General features: G+C 60.9%; 22 protein-coding genes. 18 read left to right on the top strand and 4 right to left on the bottom strand.

Annotated elements, in window-relative coordinates; translation table 11 throughout:
• Positions 1-100 precede the first annotated feature (100 nt).
• Positions 101-1,159: a DNA polymerase IV gene (dinB, locus tag HU764_RS19710; protein WP_186703832.1), complete on the top strand. Its 1,059-nt coding sequence runs from the start codon at positions 101-103 to the stop codon at positions 1,157-1,159.
• 28 nt (positions 1,160-1,187) lie between these two features.
• Here the strand turns inward: dinB and HU764_RS19705 are convergent, their stop codons facing one another.
• The 3 genes from HU764_RS19705 to HU764_RS19695 all read right to left on the bottom strand — a co-directional run bounded on the left by HU764_RS19705 (position 1,188) and on the right by HU764_RS19695 (position 5,321).
• Entirely contained in the window at positions 1,188-2,141 is a 954-nt protein-coding gene (locus HU764_RS19705) for a YceB family lipoprotein (protein WP_027594678.1), read from the bottom strand.
• Positions 2,142-2,161: 20 nt separating this feature from the next.
• Positions 2,162-3,877 carry a proline--tRNA ligase gene (locus tag HU764_RS19700; RefSeq protein ID WP_186680995.1) on the bottom strand — a complete coding sequence of 572 codons (1,716 nt, stop codon included), beginning with the start codon at positions 3,875-3,877 and terminating at the stop codon, positions 2,162-2,164.
• 160 nt (positions 3,878-4,037) lie between these two features.
• Positions 4,038-5,321 (bottom strand): OprD family porin, encoded by a 1,284-nt coding sequence (locus HU764_RS19695; RefSeq protein WP_085272416.1) that lies wholly within the window; start codon positions 5,319-5,321, stop codon positions 4,038-4,040.
• A 765-nt stretch (positions 5,322-6,086) separates the two neighbouring features.
• Here HU764_RS19695 and HU764_RS19690 point away from each other — a divergent pair.
• Together HU764_RS19690 and HU764_RS19685 are read left to right on the top strand one after the other, a co-directional pair.
• Positions 6,087-6,509: an HIT family protein gene (locus HU764_RS19690; protein ID WP_097151314.1), complete on the top strand. Its 423-nt coding sequence runs from the start codon at positions 6,087-6,089 to the stop codon at positions 6,507-6,509.
• A gap of 1 nt (position 6,510) precedes the next feature.
• Positions 6,511-6,717 (top strand): SlyX family protein, encoded by a 207-nt coding sequence (locus HU764_RS19685; RefSeq protein WP_027594674.1) that lies wholly within the window; start codon positions 6,511-6,513, stop codon positions 6,715-6,717.
• Between the two features lie 39 nt (positions 6,718-6,756).
• Here the strand turns inward: HU764_RS19685 and HU764_RS27900 are convergent, their stop codons facing one another.
• The gene (locus HU764_RS27900) at positions 6,757-7,350 is read right to left on the bottom strand and encodes a cold-shock protein (RefSeq protein ID WP_186703804.1); all 594 of its coding nucleotides are present in this window, start codon (positions 7,348-7,350) and stop codon (positions 6,757-6,759) included.
• Positions 7,351-7,627: 277 nt separating this feature from the next.
• Between HU764_RS27900 and HU764_RS19675 the strand changes: the two genes are divergently transcribed.
• The 15 genes from HU764_RS19675 to ybgF all read left to right on the top strand — a co-directional run bounded on the left by HU764_RS19675 (position 7,628) and on the right by ybgF (position 19,613).
• Positions 7,628-8,101, top strand: a complete 474-nt coding sequence (locus HU764_RS19675) for a Dps family protein (RefSeq protein WP_027594672.1) — start codon at positions 7,628-7,630, stop codon at positions 8,099-8,101.
• A 181-nt stretch (positions 8,102-8,282) separates the two neighbouring features.
• Positions 8,283-8,612, top strand: a complete 330-nt coding sequence (locus tag HU764_RS19670) for a ribbon-helix-helix domain-containing protein (RefSeq protein WP_186703805.1) — start codon at positions 8,283-8,285, stop codon at positions 8,610-8,612.
• Positions 8,613-8,704: 92 nt separating this feature from the next.
• Positions 8,705-8,926, top strand: a complete 222-nt coding sequence (locus tag HU764_RS19665; protein WP_027594670.1) for an FmdB family zinc ribbon protein — start codon at positions 8,705-8,707, stop codon at positions 8,924-8,926.
• A 93-nt stretch (positions 8,927-9,019) separates the two neighbouring features.
• Entirely contained in the window at positions 9,020-10,795 is a 1,776-nt protein-coding gene (aspS, locus tag HU764_RS19660; protein WP_186703806.1) for an aspartate--tRNA ligase, read from the top strand.
• 114 nt (positions 10,796-10,909) lie between these two features.
• Complete coding sequence (locus tag HU764_RS19655; protein ID WP_027594668.1) at positions 10,910-11,656, top strand: YebC/PmpR family DNA-binding transcriptional regulator; 747 nt, start codon at positions 10,910-10,912, stop codon at positions 11,654-11,656.
• Between the two features lie 124 nt (positions 11,657-11,780).
• The gene (gene ruvC / locus HU764_RS19650; RefSeq protein WP_027594667.1) at positions 11,781-12,305 is read left to right on the top strand and encodes a crossover junction endodeoxyribonuclease RuvC; all 525 of its coding nucleotides are present in this window, start codon (positions 11,781-11,783) and stop codon (positions 12,303-12,305) included.
• A 109-nt stretch (positions 12,306-12,414) separates the two neighbouring features.
• On the top strand, positions 12,415-13,032 hold the full coding sequence (gene ruvA / locus HU764_RS19645) for a Holliday junction branch migration protein RuvA (RefSeq protein ID WP_027594666.1): 618 nt from the start codon (positions 12,415-12,417) through the stop codon (positions 13,030-13,032).
• Positions 13,029-14,075 carry a Holliday junction branch migration DNA helicase RuvB gene (ruvB, locus tag HU764_RS19640; protein ID WP_027594665.1) on the top strand — a complete coding sequence of 349 codons (1,047 nt, stop codon included), beginning with the start codon at positions 13,029-13,031 and terminating at the stop codon, positions 14,073-14,075. Before ruvA ends, ruvB begins: the two co-directional genes overlap by 4 nt.
• A gap of 124 nt (positions 14,076-14,199) precedes the next feature.
• Positions 14,200-14,652: a tol-pal system-associated acyl-CoA thioesterase gene (gene ybgC / locus HU764_RS19635; RefSeq protein WP_027594664.1), complete on the top strand. Its 453-nt coding sequence runs from the start codon at positions 14,200-14,202 to the stop codon at positions 14,650-14,652.
• 2 nt (positions 14,653-14,654) lie between these two features.
• The gene (tolQ, locus tag HU764_RS19630) at positions 14,655-15,350 is read left to right on the top strand and encodes a protein TolQ (RefSeq protein ID WP_008090219.1); all 696 of its coding nucleotides are present in this window, start codon (positions 14,655-14,657) and stop codon (positions 15,348-15,350) included.
• 14 nt (positions 15,351-15,364) lie between these two features.
• Positions 15,365-15,817 (top strand): protein TolR, encoded by a 453-nt coding sequence (tolR, locus tag HU764_RS19625; RefSeq protein ID WP_012273765.1) that lies wholly within the window; start codon positions 15,365-15,367, stop codon positions 15,815-15,817.
• Positions 15,817-16,941 (top strand): cell envelope integrity protein TolA, encoded by a 1,125-nt coding sequence (tolA, locus tag HU764_RS19620; protein ID WP_033694212.1) that lies wholly within the window; start codon positions 15,817-15,819, stop codon positions 16,939-16,941. The genes tolR and tolA overlap by 1 nt, the downstream gene beginning before the upstream one ends.
• A 26-nt stretch (positions 16,942-16,967) precedes the next feature.
• Complete coding sequence (gene tolB / locus HU764_RS19615; protein ID WP_033694211.1) at positions 16,968-18,239, top strand: Tol-Pal system beta propeller repeat protein TolB; 1,272 nt, start codon at positions 16,968-16,970, stop codon at positions 18,237-18,239.
• Positions 18,240-18,293: 54 nt separating this feature from the next.
• Positions 18,294-18,791: a peptidoglycan-associated lipoprotein Pal gene (gene pal, locus HU764_RS19610; RefSeq protein ID WP_008090230.1), complete on the top strand. Its 498-nt coding sequence runs from the start codon at positions 18,294-18,296 to the stop codon at positions 18,789-18,791.
• A gap of 6 nt (positions 18,792-18,797) precedes the next feature.
• Complete coding sequence (ybgF, locus tag HU764_RS19605; protein ID WP_027594661.1) at positions 18,798-19,613, top strand: tol-pal system protein YbgF; 816 nt, start codon at positions 18,798-18,800, stop codon at positions 19,611-19,613.
• The last annotated feature ends 19 nt before the right edge of the window (positions 19,614-19,632 follow it).

Genomic DNA, 19,632 nt, shown 5'->3' with positions numbered 1-19,632 from the left:
CAGGCCAATTGTCGAGGCATGCGCCGTGCTGGCTGTTGCGCCAGAGGGGCCATGCGATACTATCTGTATGAATCTACAGTACTGACGGTCATCCATGTCCTTGCGCAAGATCATCCATGTCGACTGCGATTGCTTCTACGCCGCGATCGAGATGCGTGACGACCCGCGCCTGGCCGGTCGGCCCATGGCGGTCGGCGGGTCGGCCGACCATCGCGGGGTCATCGCCACCTGCAACTATGAAGCCCGTGCCTATGGCGTGCGCTCGGCCATGTCCTCGCGCCATGCGCTCAAGCTGTGCCCTGACTTGTTGATCGTCAAACCCCGTTTTGAAGCCTATCGCGAGGCATCGCGTGAGATTCACGCCATTTTTCGCGATTACACCGAGCTGATCGAGCCCTTGTCGCTGGATGAAGCTTACCTGGATGTCAGCGACAGCCAGTGGTACGCCGGTAGCGCGACACGGATTGCCGAGGACATTCGCCGGCGCGTCGCCCGTACCTTGCATATAACGGTGTCGGTGGGTGTCGCCCCCAACAAGTTCCTGGCCAAGATCGCCAGTGACTGGCGTAAGCCCAATGGCCTGTTCGTCATCACCCCGGGGGAGGTCGAGGCGTTTGTCGCGGCCTTGCCCGTCGCCCGGTTACATGGGGTGGGCAAGGTCACGGCGGACAAGCTGGCGCGGTTGGGTATCGATACCTGCCTGGACCTGCGCGCGTGGTCCCGCCTGGCCCTGGTGCGTGAGTTCGGCAGTTTTGGTGAGCGGCTTTGGGGGCTGGCGAGGGGTATTGATGAGCGTGCTGTGCACAATGACAGCCGCAGGCAATCGGTCAGCGTGGAAAATACCTACGATACCGATCTGCCGGACCTGGCCAGTTGCCTGGAGCGTCTTCCTGCGTTGCTCGACAGCCTTAATGAACGCATTGCCCGCATGGACAGCAGCTATCGGCCAGACAAGCCTTTCGTCAAGGTCAAGTTCCATGACTTCAGCCAGACGACCATGGAGCAGGCGGGGGCAGGCAGGGACCTGGAGAGTTACCGGCAATTAATGAAGCAGGCCTTCGCGCGGGGTGACAAGCCGGTGCGCTTGCTGGGGGTTGGGGTGAGGTTGCGGGATTTGCGCGGTGGGCATGAGCAACTGGAGCTGTTCCCACCTAAATGAACAAGGGCCGCTAAGCGGCCCCTTTCATTTATTGCACCCCTGGGTCAGCTACCAGCCGCCCGGTGGCCTTGGTCAGGGATTGCAGGAATTCCTGCTGCAGTTCCGGATCGTTGCGCGTCAGCTCGATCAGGCTCTGCTCCATTTCACTGGCTTCCTCTTCCAGGCCCAGTTCGGACAGGCGTTTGACCCGGTGCACCCACTGGCTGACATCATCGTCTTCCAGGTCGTCAAAGATCAGCTCATGCGCTTCAAGCAGCTTGTTGCGCAGGGTGGCGCTGACCAGCAGGCTGGCGTCACCGCGCACCGCATTGTCCTCATCGACCACCTGCAGGTGCAGGGTGCCGATGTGGTTGAGGTTCTGCTCGGAGAACGGGCTGTCGAGCAGGTTCAGGCGCAGCACGCCGTTTCTGTCGGTGGTCAGCTCGTGGGTGAGTTTGCCGGCCTTGACTTCGACCAGGCGCTCGCTCCAGGGCAGGCTGGTGGACTCCTCGCGCTGGTCCTTCTGCACTTCGCTGATCCCGGCAAGGTTCTGCTGGGCGCGACCGTTGGACTGCACGTTCATGAACGGGTTAAGCCCCGCCACGCCGTAGCTGAGCCAGTCGTGGGTCACGCTTTCAGGCAGGTTGCCCAAGGCGAACACGTTGACCACGTTGGCACCCACGCCCGCCACTACAGCCACCGCACCCAGTGGGATCTCGTAGATCTCCCGCCAGGGCTGGTAAGGCGTGTAGCGGTCGTAGCGCCGGGTTACTTCGAACTCGGTGACTTCGAAGCGCTTCAGCTCATGCACGCGCACACGTCGTTGCGGCAGCTCCATCACCTTCGGCTCGCCGACATCGATCTGCAGACTGTGTTCGAGCAATTTTCGCTCGACGCGCTCCTCGTGCTCGCTGCGCTGGGACATCTGGTTGGCGCAGCCGCTGATGAGCAGGGCGCCGCACAGTGCGGCGCCCCCCAGGGGAAAGGTACTTCGCTTGGACATGATCACTCGTGCATTGATTATCAGCGGCGAACGCGGGCCTGCAGGAACGACAGCACTTCATTGAGTGGCAGCGCTTGAGCATCCTGTTCGGTGCGGTGCTTGTATTCCAGGTTGCCTTCGGCCAGGCCGCGGTCGCTGACGACGATGCGGTGCGGGATGCCGATCAGCTCCATGTCGGCAAACTTGATGCCTGGGCTGGTCTTCTTGTCGCGGTCATCCAACAGCACTTCGAAGCCGGCGGCGGTCAGTTCGGCGTACAGCTTGTCGGTCGCTTCGCGAACCACGTCGGTTTCATAGCGCAGCGGCACCAGGGCGATCTGGAAAGGCGCCAGGGCGTCGTTCCAGATGATGCCTTTGTCGTCGTAGCTCTGTTCGATGGCGGCGGCGACCACGCGGGACACGCCAATGCCATAGCAACCCATGGACAACACGACAGGCTTGCCGTTCTCGCCCAGTACCTGGCACTTGAGTGCCTCGCTGTACTTGGTGCCGAGCTGGAAGATGTGGCCCACTTCAATGCCGCGCTTGATCACCAGGGTGCCCTGGCCGTCTGGGCTTGGGTCGCCTTCGACGACGTTGCGCAGGTCGGCGACTTGCGGAACCGGCAAGTCGCGCTCCCAGTTGACGCCGAAGTAGTGCTTGTCATCGATGTTGGCGCCGATGCCGAAGTCGCTCATCAGGGCAACCGAACGGTCGATGATGCACTCCAGTGGCAGGTTCAGCGGGCCGAGCGAGCCTGCACCGGCGCCGATGGCGTCGCGCAGTTCAGCTTCGGTCGCCATGACCAGCGGGTCGGCAACCTGTTCCAGCTTGGTGGCCTTGATTTCGTTGAGCTCGTGGTCGCCACGGACGATCAGGGCGATCAGCTTGCCTTCTTCGGCGCCGCGCACGATCAGGGTCTTGACGGTCTTCTCGATCGGCAGGCCGAAGTTTTCGACCAACTGGGCGATGGTCTTGGCGTCCGGCGTGTCGACCAGGCGCAGCTCCTCGGAAGGGGCAGGGCGCACGGTTTCACGCGGGATGGCCTCGGCCTTCTCGATGTTGGCAGCGTAATCGGAGCTGTCGCTGAAGATCACATCGTCTTCACCGGATTCGGCCAGCACGTGGAACTCGTGCGAGTAGCTGCCACCGATGGAGCCGGTGTCGGCTTGCACAGGGCGGAAGTCCAGGCCCAGGCGGGAAAAGATGTTGCTGTACGCCTGGTGCATGCGGTCGTAGGTTTCCTGCAGGGAAGCCTGGTCGGCATGGAAGGAGTAGGCGTCCTTCATGATGAACTCGCGGCCGCGCATCAGGCCGAAGCGTGGGCGGATCTCATCACGGAATTTGGTCTGGATCTGGTACATGTTGAGTGGCAGCTGTTTATAGCTGGACAGCTCGTTACGGGCCAGGTCGGTAATGACTTCTTCGTGGGTCGGGCCGACGCAGAAGTCGCGGTTGTGGCGGTCTTTCAGGCGCAGCAGCTCTGGGCCGTACTGCTCCCAACGGCCGGATTCCTGCCACAGTTCGGCGGGCTGGATGCTGGGCATCAGCACTTCCAGGGCGCCGGCGGCGTTCATTTCCTCGCGTACAACGGCTTCGACCTTGCGCATCACTCGCAAGCCCATCGGCAGCCAGGTGTACAGGCCAGAGGCCAGTTTGCGGATCATGCCGGCGCGCAGCATGAGCTGGTGGCTGATGACCACTGCGTCGGCAGGGGTTTCTTTCTGGGTGGCGAGCAAATATTGACTGGTGCGCATGGTGGGCCGTGTCGATTGCCTAAGACGTTGAAATGACCCCGCATTGTACGGGGGCGAAACGAAGGCGTACAGGATGCCCCAGGGCGTGACACTTGTCAGCCAAGAAAAAGCCCGGCGTGATCGCCGGGCTTTTTCAAGTGCGGGGCACTGCAAGCCAGGCTTACAGGATGCTCAGCGGGTACTCGACGATCAGACGCAGTTCGTCGATCGAGCTCGAACCGTAGTACACACCGTCGCTGGAGCGGTAGGTGGCCTGGCGGACACGGAAGCTCAGATCTTTCGCTGGGCCGCTCTGCATGACGTACTTGACGTCTACGTCGCGTTCCCATTCCTTACCGTCGTCGGTGGTGCGGGTGGTTGCACCGGTACCGCGTGCGTAACGGGTCATGAAGGTCAGGCCTGGTACGCCGAACTCGGCGAAGTTCAGGTCGTAGCGAGCCTGCCAGGATTTCTCGTCTTCGGCGTTGAAGTCGGAACGGGCGATGGAGTTGGCCAGGAACACGGTGCCGCCGCCGTCCACGCCGTAGGCGTAGTCACCGTCGCCGCTGACTTTCTGGTAGGCCAGGGTGAAGGTGTGGGCGCCGATGTTGTAGGCAGCCGACAGGCTGGCTGCGATGTTGTCGAGCTCGTTGGTGCCGTCGGACTTGGTGACGAATGCACCGGTACGGTTGGCGCCGATCGACTTGGTGTCATAGATGTTGAAGTCGAACACCAGGCCTTGCTTGTCGCTGATCGGCAGCGCCCAGTTGATGTTGCCGTACCACTTACGGAAGTGATCTTCGATGTGCGAGTAGTAAACGCTGGTGCTGAGGCTATCAGTGAACGCGTAGGTACCGCCGAAGATGTTGGCTTCGGTCAGGTTCAGGCTGTCATGGTAGGTCTGAGCCTGGGCGTTCATGGCGGTGAAGTGACCGGCGTTCAGGGTCAGGCCATTGATCTCGTTGCTGGTGATCAAGCCGCCTTCGGCAACTTCCGGCAGCAAGCGGCTGTCGTCAGTGGCGAATACTGGCATGGCGGTGAACTGGTCACCGAACTTCAGCACGGTATTGGAGATGCGCATTTTTACAGCGCCGCCGCCTTCGGAGTAATCATCCTGCGAACGGCCGTCGGAGCCTTGTGGGAACAGGCCGGTGCCGGCGCGACCTTTGCCGCTGTCCAGTTTCAGGCCGAGCATGCCGATGGCGTCGACGCCGAAGCCTACGGTGCCTTGGGTGAAGCCCGATTCGTAAGTGCCGAGGAAACCAAGGCCGGTTTCTTCCACGCGGCTTTGACTGCCGGCTGGGTTGTTGCGGAAGTCACGGCTGAAGTACAGCATGCGAGTTTTAACGTTCAGCTGGCTGTCTTCGATGAAACCCTTGGACTCGTCTTGTGCAGAGGCGAAAGCCAATTGCGAGGTCCCTGCCGAAACGGCCAGGGCGATCATGCTCCACTTCATCACGCGCATCGTGATTTGCTCCTTTGGTTTTTTAGGAAGAGTACCGCTGCGCCCAAGTCTTTTAGTTATATGGGGCAGCTCTTTCTTGTTATGTCGGCGGAAATGTATAACACGCTGACTGTTGTTGGCGATATGGGCATATCCAAGGTTTCGGGAACTTTATGGCCATGTCGCTTTCAGGTATTTCCATGTCGCAAATCACGTCCCGGATTCCCGGGTCGTACAACGCCAGCGCTGTTCCTGTCACCGTAACGAATCTGTAACTACAGGTTCCGGTTAGGGAAACTCCCTGGTGTATCCAAAGCGGCTGTTGTTATTTGTTGCGTACATCGCTTGATGCAGATGTCGTGCCGACTTGGCGGGAGAGGAATGCAACAAGCGTGCTCAAAATTACCACCGGTTCATGAAATTTTCACAAATGGGGCTGCCGAAGGTCGGAAAGTACCGTAAATACGGGGCGGGGCTTGTCTGATGGTGTGCCACAACACGGGCGGTTTTCAAATTCAAAACCTGCCATAAAAGTCAATGTGTTACCGGCAACTGTTCATGCGGAGTCATTCGTGTGGGTAAAAGCGTAGTGGTGTGCTCGTTTGCGGCCTCATTTTGGTGCGAAAAGTAGCGGTGTGTTACCGCGACTGTGCAGGCAGCAGGTATTCATGAACTTAAAGTGTGCAGTGCCGGGCTGCTGTTGCATGCCGGCGTGCGCGAAGCAAGGTATCCTTGCGCAATGTTCCCGTGTCTCGCGGGCCCGTTATCGAGTATTGGAGGTTGGTAGTGGTTGAGATGGATTCGCGTTTGCAGCAAGACACATTTGTACTTGGAGACTTCCCGTTGTGCCGTGTATTGCTCAGCAAAGACGCCAATTACCCCTGGTTCATCCTGGTGCCTCGTCGCCCTGGGGTGAGCGAATTGTTCGACTTGAGCCAGGAAGACCAGGTGCAGTTGTGGAAAGAAACCACGTACTTGGCTGAGGCGCTGAAGGGCGAATTCAAGGCTGACAAGATGAACGTTGCCACCCTGGGTAACGTTGTCAGCCAGATGCACATGCACGTCATTGTCCGTCACACGCATGACGCCGCTTGGCCAGCGCCGGTATGGGGCAAAGTGCCCGCCGTCGAGTATGCGCCGGGGCAAGTCGACGCCATTGGTCAGCGCCTGCGCGCGCTGCTCAACGATGACTACCAGCAGGTGGCCTGAAGTGTCCTCTGAATCGCGAATCATCGAGCTGGAAACCCGCCAGGCCTTCCAGGACGACACGCTTCAGGCGCTCAATGATGTAGTGGTCGAGCAAGGGCGTGTGATCGAGCGCCTGCAACTGCAGATGGCCGAGCTGCTCAAGCGTTACGAAGAAATGGTGGGGCAATACGGCAGCGAAGGTGAAGAGGCGCCGCCCCCTCATTATTGAGTTGAGGCAGCCCTGGCCTTGCACCAGGGCTGCACACGGTCAGCGACGGGTTACCGCGACCACATCTTCGGCCTGCAGGCCTTTGTCACGGTGCATGACCGAAAACTCGACGCGTTGGCCTTCGACCAGAATGCGGTGGCCTTCGCCGCGGATGGCGCGGAAGTGCACAAAGATGTCATCGCCCGAATCGCGGGAAATGAAGCCAAAGCCTTTGGACGTGTTGAACCACTTGACGGTGCCCGTATCGCGGTTGCCGGCCTCCAAGGGGGCGCTTTGGCTGGTGCGGGCTTTTCGGTTGGCTCGGGCGAAGCCCGCAGCCAGGTGCAGCGCCACGGCCAATGCCGCGCAGACCAGGGCGGCCAGGTTGCCCATCTCGGGGCGAGCCAGCAGCGTCAGGGTCTGCAATACCACGGCCACCACCAGCAAGGCGCAAGCCAGGTGCTGCAATTGTTGCCGGGCGCCTCGGTAATACAGCGGCACGACCGGGGCCAATACCAGGTTAAGCAGGCCGAGCAGTGCCAGGTAGACCGCGTCGGGTTGCTGCAGGAAGGGTGTTGCGTCGGTTTTCAGGCTGGGTATGAGCGATAGCAGCAAAGCCGCTACGCCCGTCACCAGATGGACGATCTTGAACATGGGTTGGCTCACAGTTGACAAGCTGATCACAGGAAGAGCTGGCGACACGGTGCGCATGAGGTGTAAAGCGCGAACACGTGATGGGCCAGCCTATGCACCCGGCAATAACAGTCCGCACGGGTGGCACCCTGCCTATTTAACAGCAAAGGCGCAGGCTACTCAAACCGCAGGCCGCCACAGCCGATGTGTTGCGCCATGTCACAGGCGGGTTGCGCCAAGTGTTGATACAGTTGGAAGGGCCTGCTTGATCATCAAGCCTTATGGAAAGGGGAACTTCATGGCAATTGATATCGGTATCAGTGAGGAAGATCGCAAGTCCATCGTCGATGGGCTGTCCCGCCTGTTGTCGGATACCTACGTGCTGTATCTGAAAACCCATAACTTTCACTGGAACGTCACCGGTCCGTCGTTCCGTACCCTGCACCTGATGTTCGAAGAGCAATACAACGAGCTGGCGCTGGCGGTGGACTCGATTGCCGAGCGGATCCGTGCCTTGGGCTTCCCGGCACCGGGGTCCTATGCTTTTTATGCGCGGCATTCTTCGATCAAGGAAGAGGAGGGCGTGCCGGCCGCGGAGGAGATGATACGTCAGCTGGTGCAGGGCCAGGAGGCGGTCGTGCGCACCGCGCGCAGCATCTTCCCGGTGGTGGACAAGGTCAGCGATGAACCGACCGCCGACCTGTTGACTCAGCGTATGCAGGTGCACGAGAAGACCGCCTGGATGCTGCGCGTCTTGCTGGACGGCCAATAGTCGCCGCGTAGCGTCAGAAGCGTCTGAAAAGCCCGGCTGCCGGCAGTGCAGCCGGGCTTTTTGCGTTTCTGCGGGAAGGTTTTGCCGCTGCTTCGAAGGCGCAGGCTGGCGCTTCATGGTTGCTCTAGGGCCCCGGGTACAGGGGCAATGGCAGTCGCGATGGAGTGGCCGGATGATAGGCATGATGCAACAAGACAAGCGAGGCGGTGGTCAGGGGCGTTGGCCGGGCAAGCAATGCGTTGACCCCTTCAAGGCCGACTTCGACATGCTACAGATCAGGCCGGTGTCGCGCTCGGTCCGGTTCAACGGGTTTTCCACCTGCCTGCGCCTGGAAGCGGTCTACTGGGGGATCCTGGAGCGTATCGCCGAGGCCAACCGCTGCTCGGTCAGCGCGGTGTTGTCCTACGTGGACCGCGAGGTGCATCTGCGCCAGGGCGGGGTGCGCAACTTCAGTGGCCTGATTCGCGTTATCTGCGTCGCCTGGTTGCTTGATCCGCCGAGTGCACGCTGATCGCCAGGCGGGCTGCGCAGTGCTTGCTAACCATATATAATCCCGCTTTTTGCTGCCCCAGCAGCCAGTGTTATGGTTGACGAGAGACACCCATGCCCCTTTATGACTATCAATGTGCGTCCTGCGAGCACCGCATGGAAGTGCTGCAGAAGATCAGCGCTGCGCCGCTGACCGATTGCCCGGCCTGTCAGGCGCCGGCACTGAAGAAGCTGCTGTCGGTACCCGGCTTTCGTCTGAGCGGCACCGGCTGGTACGAAACCGACTTCAAGACCGGGGCCAAAAAGAACCTTGCAGGCGGCGACAAAGCCGACTGAGTTGAATGCTGTGACCGGGTCTTGCAGTATTAGCCCTCTGGGCGGCCAAGGCCTCCACCGAATACACGAATCACGAGAAGCGAAACCACCATCATGATGCGCAGCCATTATTGCGGCCAACTGAACGAGAGCCTGGACGGCCAGGAAGTCACCCTTTGCGGCTGGGTCCATCGTCGCCGCGACCACGGCGGGGTGATCTTCCTCGACATCCGTGACCGCGAGGGCATGGCCCAGGTCGTATTCGACCCCGATCGCGCCGAAACCTTCGCCGCCGCCGACCGTGTGCGCAGCGAATACGTCGTGCAGATCACCGGCAAGGTACGCCGCCGTCCGGAAGGCGCGGTCAACCCGAACATGGCTTCCGGTGGCATCGAAGTCCTGGGCTACGAGCTGCAAGTGCTCAACGAGGCTGAAACGCCGCCGTTCCCGCTCAACGAATACTCCGACGTTGGCGAGGAAACCCGCCTGCGCTACCGCTTCATCGACCTGCGTCGCCCGGAAATGGCCGACAAGCTGCGCCTGCGTTCGCGTATCACCAGCAGCATCCGTCGCTTCCTCGACGAGAACGGCTTCCTCGACGTCGAGACGCCGATCCTCACCCGTGCCACGCCAGAAGGCGCGCGCGACTACCTGGTACCGAGCCGTACCCACGCAGGCAGCTTCTTCGCCCTGCCGCAGTCGCCTCAGCTGTTCAAGCAGCTGCTGATGGTGGCCGGTTTCGACCGCTACTACCAGATCGCCAAGTGCTTCCGTGACGAAGACCTGCGTGCTGACCGCCAGCCGGAATTCACCCAGATCGACATCGAGACCAGCTTCCTCGATGAGTCCGAGATCATGGGCCTCACCGAGAGCATGATCCGCAAGCTGTTCAAGGAAGTCCTGGACCTGGAGTTCGGTGAATTCCCGCACATGACCTTCGAAGAAGCCATGCGCCGTTACGGTTCCGACAAGCCAGACCTGCGTAACCCGCTGGAGCTGGTCGACGTTGCCGATCAGCTCAAGGATGTCGACTTCAAGGTATTCGCCGGCCCGGCCAGCGATCCGAAGTGCCGCGTTACCGCCCTGCGCGTGCCAGGCGCCGCCAGCATGCCGCGCAGCAAGATCGACGAGTACACCAAGTTCGTCGGCATCTACGGTGCCAAAGGCCTGGCGTACATCAAGGTCAACGAGCGCGCCAAAGGTGTTGAAGGCCTGCAGTCGCCGATCGTCAAGAACATCCCTGAGGCTAACCTGAACGTGATCCTCGATCGCGTTGGCGCGGTCGATGGCGACATCGTCTTCTTCGGTGCCGACAAGTTCAAGATCGTCAGCGAGGCCCTGGGCGCACTGCGCATCAAGGTCGGCAACGACTTCAACCTGCACACCTGCGAGTGGGCACCGATGTGGGTCGTCGACTTCCCGATGTTCGAAGAGAACGAAGACGGCAGCTTTACCGCGCTGCACCACCCGTTCACCGCGCCGAAGTGCTCGCCAGAAGAGCTCGAGGCCAACCCGGCCACAGCCCTGTCCCGTGCCTACGACATGGTCCTGAACGGTACTGAGCTGGGTGGCGGTTCGATCCGTATCCACCGCAAAGAGATGCAACAGGCGGTGTTCCGTCTGCTGGGTATCGAAGCGGCGGAACAGGAAGAGAAGTTTGGCTTCCTGCTCGACGCCCTGAAGTTCGGTGCACCGCCTCACGGTGGCCTGGCCTTCGGCCTGGACCGCCTGGTCATGCTGATGACCGGCGCCCAGTCGATCCGTGAAGTGATCGCCTTCCCGAAAACCCAGAGCGCTGCCTGCGTCATGACCCAAGCCCCAGGCATGGTCGACGCCAAGGCCTTGCGCGAGCTGCACATCCGCCTGCGCGAACAGACCAAGGTCGAGTAAGCGGGCCCCCGGCGCATCCAGATGGATGCGCCTTTGCGTTACGGCGCAGGTATTTTTGTCGTTGCGCCCCGTCAGGGGCGCAACTGTTTGTGTTTCAAAGAATTTGGAGTCGTTATGGCTGGTCATTCCAAGTGGGCGAACATCAAGCACCGCAAAGAGCGCCAGGATGCCAAGAGAGGCAAGATCTTCACCAAGTGGATTCGCGAGCTGACCGTTGCCGCCAAGCAAGGCGGTGGTGACCCGGCGTCCAACCCGCGTCTGCGCCTGGCCCTGGACAAGGCGCTCGGCGCCAACATGAGCCGCGATATCATCGACCGTGCCGTGGCCCGTGGTGCTGGCACCAACGAAAGCGACAACGTCGAAGAGCTCAGCTACGAGGGTTACGGCCCAGGTGGCGTGGCGATCATGGTCGAGGCCATGACCGACAACCGCAACCGTACCGCGGCTGCCGTGCGTCATGCCTTCACCAAGTGTGGCGGCAACCTCGGTACCGACGGTTCGGTGGCTTACCTGTTCGAGCGCAAGGGCCAGATCAGCTTCGCGCCGGGCGTTGATGAAGACGCCTTGATGGAAGCCGCGATGGAGGCCGATGCCGACGACGTCGTCGCCAATGACGATGGTTCGTTCGACGTCTTCACCTCGTTCAACAGCTTCTATGCCGTGCGTAATGCCCTGGAAGAGGCTGGCTTCAAGGCCGATGACGCCGAAATCGTCATGCAGCCGACCACCAGTGCCGAACTGGATCAGGAAGGTGCGGAGAAGGTGATCAAGCTGATCGACATGCTTGAAGACCTGGATGATGTGCAGAACGTCTATTCCAATGCGCAGATTTCCGACGAGATCATGGAAAAACTCGGCTAAGGTTTTCCTTTGGCCTTTGCGGCCATTCGCGGGCAAGCCCGCTCCCACAGCTACCGCACGGTTCCTGTGGGAGCGGGCTTGCCCGCGAATGGCCACTACTGATTGCAACAACATTGCAGGCGTTATGACTCTGATTCTTGGTATCGACCCCGGCTCGCGCATCACCGGGTATGGCGTTGTGCGCCAGACTGCCCGTGGTTGCGAGTACGTGGCGTCGGGTTGTATCCGCACGGGCAGTGGTGAGTTGCACGAACGTCTGCAGATTGTCTTTCGCGGTGTCAGTGAGATCATCAAGCTGCACGAGCCGGTGACCATGGGCATCGAACGGGTGTTCATGGCCCGCAACCCCGACTCGGCGCTCAAGCTCGGCCAGGCCCGCGGTGCGGCAATCGTCGCCGCCGCCGAGGCCGGCCTGGAAATCGCCGAATACAGTGCCACCCAGGTCAAGCAGGCCGTGGCGGGTACGGGTGGGGCCAACAAGGAGCAAGTGATGATGATGGTCATGCACCTGCTCAAACTCACGAAGAAGCCGCAGATCGACGCCTCCGACGCCCTGGCCATCGCCCTGTGCCATGCCCACACCCGCTCCAGCCTGGTACCGCACGGCCTGGCCACGGCACGGCGTCGCGGCGGGCGCTTGCGTCTGTAGTCGCTTCATGCGGTGATACACATTTTGTTCAGGTGAAGCGTTCACCTGAGGCATTTGCTGATAGGGTTGAGCGGTCTTTGATCGGCTCCCCAAGAGGAAGGACCGGAACGTGATTGGACGTTTGCGCGGCACCCTGGCGGAAAAGCAACCGCCACACCTGATTATCGACGTCAATGGCGTGGGCTATGAGCTGGAAGTGCCCATGACCACCCTGTATCGCCTGCCCAAGGTCGGCGAAACGGTTACCGTGCATACCCACCTGGTGGTGCGCGAAGACGCGCACCTGCTCTACGGGTTCCACGAAAAGCGCGAGCGCGAACTGTTCCGCGAGCTCATTCGCCTCAATGGCGTTGGGCCGAAGCTGGCGCTGGCCTTGATGTCGGGCCTGGAAGCCGACGAGCTGGTGCGCTGCGTGCAGGCCCAGGACACCTCGGCCCTGGTGCGCGTACCCGGTGTCGGCAAGAAGACCGCCGAGCGTTTGCTGGTCGAACTCAAGGACCGCTTCAAGGCCTGGGAAACTTCACCGGCCATGTTCACCCTGGTGTCGGACGGGCCGGTGCCGGTCAGCAGTGCCTCCACGGCCGAGGCCGATGCCGTCAGTGCACTGGTTTCCCTGGGCTACAAGCCGCAGGAAGCCAGCAAGGCAGTGTCCGCCATCAAGGACAAGGCAGGCCTGAGCAGTGAAGAGCTGATCCGCGCCAGCCTTAAAGGGATGATTACCAAGTGATCGAAGCCGACCGTCTGATCGCCGCCAGTGGGCGTGACCGCGAAGAGGTCCAGGACCGCGCGATCCGCCCCCTGCGCCTGGACGAATACATCGGGCAGCCGGTGGTGCGTGAGCAAATGTCGCTGTTCATTCAGGCGGCCCGCGGTCGCAGCGAATCACTCGACCATACCTTGATCTTTGGCCCGCCCGGCTTGGGTAAGACCACCTTGGCCAACATCATCGCTCACGAGATGGGCGTTTCGGTCAAGAGCACCTCGGGGCCGATCCTCGAGCGCCCGGGTGACCTGGCGGCGATGCTGACCAACCTCGAACCCCATGATGTGCTGTTCATCGACGAAATTCACCGGCTTTCACCGGTGGTCGAAGAAGTGCTCTACCCCGCGATGGAAGACTTCCAGCTCGACATCATGATCGGCGAAGGGCCCGCAGCCCGCTCGATCAAGCTCGACTTGCCGCCGTTCACCTTGGTGGGTGCCACCACCCGCGCCGGCATGCTGACCAACCCTTTGCGTGACCGCTTCGGCATCGTCCAGCGCCTGGAGTTTTACAGCGACAAGGACCTGGCAACCATCGTCAGCCGCTCCGCTGGCATTCTGGGCCTGGTCATCGAAGACCAGGGCGCCTTCGAGATTGCCCGCCGTGCCCGTGGCACGCCGCGTATCGCCAACCGCCTGCTGCGCCGTGTGCGCGACTATGCCGAAGTGCGCGGCAAGGGCCAGATCACCAAGGCTGTGGCCGACCTGGCGCTGAACCTGCTGGACGTCGACGAGCGTGGTTTCGACCATTCCGACCGCCGCCTGCTGTTGACCATGATCGAGAAGTTCGACGGTGGCCCGGTGGGGGTAGACAACCTCGCCGCCGCCATCAGTGAAGAGCGTCATACCATCGAAGACGTGCTTGAACCCTACCTGATCCAGCAGGGTTACATCATGCGTACGCCGCGCGGCCGTGTGGTCACCCGGCATGCCTACCTGCACTTTGGCCTGAATGTTCCTGGGCGTTTGGGGGAGGGTGGTGATTTTTCCGAGCCAGGCGATGAATGACAGATCAAAACCGGCTTTTTGTGGTCCTACCGCTGGCATGCCCTCGGCGCGCTGGCAATAAGACATTAATGAGAAAAAACAGTTGCCGCAGCGGATTGGCAAGCTGAGGAGTAAGCACTAGAGTATGCGCGCGCAAAATCAGCTCGAACCGTTCGCCCACCGTTGTCGCGTCTACTACGAAGACACCGATGCGGGCGGCGTGGTGTATTACGTCAACTACCTGAAATTCATGGAGCGCGCGCGTACCGAGCGGCTGCGGCACCTGGGCTTTTCCCAGTTGCAGTTGGCCGGGGAGAACCTGCTGTTCGTGGTCCATTCCAGCGAGGCGCGCTACCACGCGCCGGCGCGGTTGGACGATGAACTGCGGGTGACCGCGCAAGTACTTGAACTCAATCGTGCCAGCCTGCGCTTCGTGCAGCAGGTCTGGCGGGAAAAGGATGAAACGCTGCTCTGCGAGGGGCAGTTCCTGGTGGCCGCCGTGCGCGCCGACACTTTCAAACCCCGAGCCATACCCCCCAAGCTGCGCGACGCCTTTATGGCGGACGGCTCGGGTACTCAATCGAATGCAGGAGAATAAGCGTGGAAGCTAACGTCGTCGACCATACCTCCATGTGGAGTCTGGTCAGCAATGCCAGCGTGGTAGTACAGCTGGTAATGCTGATCCTTGTGGCCGCCTCGGTCACCTCATGGATCATGATCTTCCAGCGCAGCACCATGCTGCGCGCCGGTCGTCGAGCGCTGGATGCCTTCGAGGAGCGTTTCTGGTCGGGTATCGACCTGTCCAAGCTGTACCGTCAGGCCGGCAGCAACCCAGACCCGGATTCGGGTGTGGAGCAGGTCTTCCGTGCAGGCTTCAAAGAGTTCTCGCGCCTGCGTCAGCAGCCGGGTGTAGACCCGGATGCGGTCATGGAAGGCGTTGGCCGAGCCATGCGCGTGGCCATCTCGCGTGAGGAAGAAAAGCTCGAGCAGAGCCTGCCGTTCCTCGCCACTGTCGGTTCGACCAGCCCATACATCGGCCTGTTCGGTACCGTATGGGGCATCATGAACTCCTTCCGCGGCCTGGCCAGCGCCCAGCAAGCCACCCTGGCCACGGTTGCCCCCGGTATTGCCGAAGCGTTGATCGCCACGGCGATCGGCCTGTTCGCAGCAATCCCAGCCGTTATCGCGTACAACCGTTTCGCCGCGCGCAGCGAAGTGCTGATCGGTCGTTACTACACCTTCGCCGACGAGTTCCAGGCGATCCTGCACCGCAAAGTGCACACCAGCGAAGAGTAATCAGGTAGAAGCCCATGGCCCGAGTTCGCCACAAACGCAAGCCGGTCGCCGAGATGAACGTGGTGCCCTACATCGACGTGATGCTGGTGCTGCTGGTCATCTTCATGGTGACGGCCCCAATGCTCAACCAGGGCGTGAAGGTCGACCTGCCCAAGGTTTCCAGTGAAGCCTTGCCGCAGGACAACAACGTCCAGATCCTCACCATTTCCATCAAGGCCGACAAGACCTACTACTGGAACCTCGGCAGCGAAGTCGATACCGACAAGCAGATGGACAAGGCCATGACCTTGCCCGACATGACCAACGCAGTGACCAAGATCATTGCCGCCGGCCGTGACCAGGGCAAGCAGACACAGGTCTTCATTCGTGGCGACAAGGCTGTCGACTACGGCGCGGTCATGGGTGCCATGGGCGGGTTGCAGAAGGCCGGTGTCGGTAACGTTGGCCTGATTACCGAGGCGCCCTGATGCAACAGCGAGAGCCATCCGCCTCGGAAAGCTACTTCTGGCCCAGTGTCTGGGCCATCGGTCTGCACGTGCTGGTGTTCGGCATGCTGTTCGTCAGTTTTGCCATGACGCCTGAACTGCCGCCTTCCAAGCCGATCGTCCAGGCTACCCTGTATCAGCTGAAGTCCAAGAGCCAGGCGACTACCCAGACCAATCAGAAGATTGCCGGGGAAGCGAAGAAAACCGCCTCGCGCCAGACCGAAGTCGAGCAGTTGGAACAGAAGAAGGTCGAGCAAGAGGCCGTGAAGGCCGCGGAACAAAAGAAAGCCGACGCCGCTCAAAAGGCCGAAGAGGCTCGCGAAGCCGCCGAGGCCAAGAAGGCTGAAGCCGCTGAAGCCAAGAAGGCTGAGGAGGCTGCCAAGGCCACCGAGGCCAAGAAAGCCGCCGAAGCCAAGAAAGCCGAGGAGGCGAAGAAGGCCGCCGAGAAACAGCAGGCCGACATCGCCAAGAAGAAGGCTGAGGAAGAGGCCAAGAAGAAAGCCGACGAGGAGGCCAAGAAAGAGGCCGCCGAAGAAGCGAAAAAGCAAGCCGCCGAGGACGCCAAGAAAAAGGCAGCCGAAGAGGCCAAGAAGAAAGCAGCCGAGGACGCCAAGAAGAAAGCGGCGGCCGAGGACGCGAAGAAGAAGGCAGCTGAAGAGGCCAAGAAAAAGGCCGCTGCAGACGCCCAGAAGAAAAAGGCACAGGAAGCGGCCCGCAAGTCGGCGGAAGACAAGAAAGCCCAGGCCCTGGCCGAGCTGTTGTCCGACACCACAGAGCGGCAGCAGGCACTGGCTGACGAGCAAGGCGACCAGGTGGCCGGCAGTTTCGACGACCTGATCCGTTTGCGAGCGGCCGAAGGCTGGGCGCGTCCGCCTTCCGCGCGTAAGGGCATGACGGTGGTCCTGCAGATCAACATGTTGCCAGATGGCACCATCACCAATGCCAGCGTTCTGCGCTCCAGTGGCGACGGTCCGTTCGACAGTTCGGCGGTGGCAGCAGTGAAGAACATCGGTCGTCTGACCGAAATGCAGGGTATGAAGCCGAGCGATTTCAATCAGTATCGTTCGTTCAAGATGACATTTACACCTGAGGATCTAGCGTTGTGATTAAACGTCTGAGAGGACTGCTGGTCATGCTCTGCTGCGTAGCAGGCATGGCGGTGGCAGATGAAAAGAACATCCTGGTCACCAGTGGCAGCGACCGGGCCACTCCCATCGCGGTAGTGCCGTTCGGTCTGCAGGGCGGCAGCGTGCTGCCCGAAGACATGGCCGAGATCATCGGCAACGACCTGCGCAACTCCGGCTACTACTCGCCGATTCCGCGTCAGAACATGATCAGCCAGCCTTCCCAGGCCAGCGAAGTCATCTTCCGTGACTGGAAAGCGTTGGGCGCGCAGTACGTCATGGTCGGCAGCATCGTGCCGTCCGGCGGTCGCCTGCAGGTGCAGTACGCCCTGTTCAACGTCGCCACCGAGCAGCAAGTGCTGACCGGTAGCGTGGCGGGCAGCGTCGACCAGTTGCGTGACATGTCGCACTACATCGCCGACCAGTCGTTCGAAAAGCTCACCGGCATCAAGGGTGCGTTCTCGACCCGTATGCTGTACGTGACGGCCGAGCGTTTCTCTACCAACAACACCCGTTACACCCTGCAGCGCTCGGACTACGACGGTGCCCGGGCAGTGACCCTGCTGCAATCGCGCGAGCCGATCCTGTCGCCACGCTTTGCACCGGATGGCAAGCGCATTGCCTATGTGTCGTTCGAGCAGAAGCGCCCGCGCATCTTCGTTCAGCACATCGACACCGGTCGCCGTGAGCAGGTCACCAACTTCGAAGGCCTCAACGGCGCGCCCGCCTGGTCGCCGGATGGTTCGCGCCTGGCGTTCGTGCTGTCCAAAGATGGCAACCCGGACATCTACGTGATGAACGTGGCGTCGCGTCAGATCAGCCGTGTCACTGCCGGCCCAGGTATCAATACCGAGCCGTTCTGGGGCAAAGATGGCAACACCCTGTACTTCACCTCCGACCGTGGCGGCAAGCCGCAGATCTACAAGCAGTCGGTCAGTGGTGGTGGTGCTGAGCGCGTAACTTTCGTGGGTAACTACAACGCCAACCCGAAACTTTCGGCGGACGAAAAGACGCTGGTGATGATTCACCGTCAGCAAGGCTTCACCAACTTCAAAGTGGCGGCACAGGACTTGCAACGCGGAAGTGTAAAGATTCTCTCGGAAACAAGTCTTGATGAGTCTCCCACTGTTGCGCCAAACGGCACCATGCTAATCTACGCCACCCGCCAGCAGGGCCGGGGAGTCTTGATGCTCGTGTCGCTTAATGGCCGCGTGAGGCTCCCACTTCCTACCGCTCAAGGCGAAGTCAGAGAACCGTCCTGGTCCCCTTTCCTGAACTGATTGCGGCGTAATACGTTTTGCTTAACACACTGGGGTTTCATTAGGAGTTTCACGATGGAAATGCTGAAGTTTGGTAAATTCGCTGCGCTGGCTCTGGCCATGGCTGTAGCTGTAGGTTGCTCCTCGAAAGGCGGTGACAACGCTGGTGAAGGCGCTGTTGACCCGAACGCTGGCTACGGTGCCAACACTGGCGCTGTTGACGGCTCCCTGAGCGAAGAAGCCGCCCTGCGCGCAATCACCACCTTCTACTTCGAATACGACAGCTCGGACCTGAAGCCAGAAGCCATGCGCGCTCTGGACGTTCACGCCAAGGACCTGAAGTCCAACGGCAACCGCGTTGTTCTGGAAGGCAACACCGACGAGCGCGGTACCCGCGAGTACAACATGGCTCTGGGTGAGCGTCGTGCCAAGGCCGTTCAGCGTTACCTGGTTCTGCAGGGCGTTTCCCCTGCTCAGCTGGAACTGGTCTCCTACGGTGAAGAGCGTCCGGTTGCCACTGGCAACGACGAGCAATCCTGGGCTCAGAACCGTCGCGTAGAACTGCGTAAGTAAGTTCCTATGCGAATGTGCCGCCGTGTTGTAACCGTCCTCGCACTCAGCCTGCCGCTCGCGGCCTGGGCTGAGGTCCCTGTAGTAGATGACAACGCGGGTGGGTATCCACCTGCGGGTTATGGCACGAGCGGCGCCTATGCCGGGGCAGGGGCTTCGACCCCTGCCTCAGCACAGGGCCAGCTGTTCATGCAGCTGCAACAGATGCAGGATCAGCTTTCCCGCCAGCAAGGCATCATCGAAGAGCTGCAAAACGATGTGTCGCGCATGAAGCAGGAAAACCTGGAGCGATACCAGGATCTGGACCGTCGCATCAACAGTGGTGCCGCGCCTGCCGCGACCCCTGACAATTCCGCTACCGGTGGCGCATCCAATGCCGCCGCCGGTGCAGCAGCAGGCGCCGCTGGCGCTGCTGCACAACAACCGGCCGCCAGCAGCGAGCCCGGTGATCCGGCGAAAGAAAAGCTCTACTACGATGCTGCTTTCGATCTGATCAAGCAGAAGGACTTCGACAAGGCCAGCCAGGCGTTCAACGCCTTCCTGCGCAAGTACCCCAACAGCCAGTACGCCGGCAACGCCCAGTACTGGCTGGGTGAGGTGAACCTGGCCAAGGGCGACCTGCCGGGTGCCAGCCAGGCCTTCGCTCAGGTGAGCCAGAAGTACCCCAAGCACAGCAAGGTGCCTGATTCGCTGTACAAGCTGGCCGACGTCGAGCGCCGCATGGGCCACACCGACAAGGTCAAAGGCATTCTGCAACAGGTCATCACCCAGTACCCCGGCACCTCTGCCGCACAGCTGGCGCAGCGCGACCTGCAGAAGCTCTAAGCAGCACCTTTCAAAAGAA

Origin of the sequence: Pseudomonas kermanshahensis (genome assembly GCF_014269205.2) — a bacterium.
Taxonomy (GTDB): domain Bacteria; phylum Pseudomonadota; class Gammaproteobacteria; order Pseudomonadales; family Pseudomonadaceae; genus Aquipseudomonas; species Aquipseudomonas kermanshahensis.
This window is presented reverse-complemented; position numbering and strand designations above follow the sequence as displayed.

Excerpts from the sequence above, each read along its gene's own strand:
- HU764_RS19705 (WP_027594678.1), bottom strand. The coding sequence starts at position 2,141 with ATGTCCAAGCGAAGTACCTTTCCCCTGGGGGGCGCCGCACTGTGCGGC.
- HU764_RS19700 (WP_186680995.1), bottom strand. The coding sequence starts at position 3,877 with ATGCGCACCAGTCAATATTTGCTCGCCACCCAGAAAGAAACCCCTGCC.
- HU764_RS19695 (WP_085272416.1), bottom strand. The coding sequence starts at position 5,321 with ATGCGCGTGATGAAGTGGAGCATGATCGCCCTGGCCGTTTCGGCAGGG.
- HU764_RS27900 (WP_186703804.1), bottom strand. The coding sequence starts at position 7,350 with ATGTTCAAGATCGTCCATCTGGTGACGGGCGTAGCGGCTTTGCTGCTA.
- HU764_RS19675 (WP_027594672.1), top strand. The coding sequence starts at position 7,628 with ATGGCAATTGATATCGGTATCAGTGAGGAAGATCGCAAGTCCATCGTC.
- HU764_RS19670 (WP_186703805.1), top strand. The coding sequence starts at position 8,283 with ATGATGCAACAAGACAAGCGAGGCGGTGGTCAGGGGCGTTGGCCGGGC.
- HU764_RS19665 (WP_027594670.1), top strand. The coding sequence starts at position 8,705 with ATGCCCCTTTATGACTATCAATGTGCGTCCTGCGAGCACCGCATGGAA.
- aspS (WP_186703806.1), top strand. The coding sequence starts at position 9,020 with ATGATGCGCAGCCATTATTGCGGCCAACTGAACGAGAGCCTGGACGGC.
- HU764_RS19655 (WP_027594668.1), top strand. The coding sequence starts at position 10,910 with ATGGCTGGTCATTCCAAGTGGGCGAACATCAAGCACCGCAAAGAGCGC.
- ruvC (WP_027594667.1), top strand. The coding sequence starts at position 11,781 with ATGACTCTGATTCTTGGTATCGACCCCGGCTCGCGCATCACCGGGTAT.
- ybgC (WP_027594664.1), top strand. The coding sequence starts at position 14,200 with ATGCGCGCGCAAAATCAGCTCGAACCGTTCGCCCACCGTTGTCGCGTC.
- tolR (WP_012273765.1), top strand. The coding sequence starts at position 15,365 with ATGGCCCGAGTTCGCCACAAACGCAAGCCGGTCGCCGAGATGAACGTG.
- tolA (WP_033694212.1), top strand. The coding sequence starts at position 15,817 with ATGCAACAGCGAGAGCCATCCGCCTCGGAAAGCTACTTCTGGCCCAGT.
- tolB (WP_033694211.1), top strand. The coding sequence starts at position 16,968 with ATGCTCTGCTGCGTAGCAGGCATGGCGGTGGCAGATGAAAAGAACATC.
- pal (WP_008090230.1), top strand. The coding sequence starts at position 18,294 with ATGGAAATGCTGAAGTTTGGTAAATTCGCTGCGCTGGCTCTGGCCATG.
- ybgF (WP_027594661.1), top strand. The coding sequence starts at position 18,798 with ATGCGAATGTGCCGCCGTGTTGTAACCGTCCTCGCACTCAGCCTGCCG.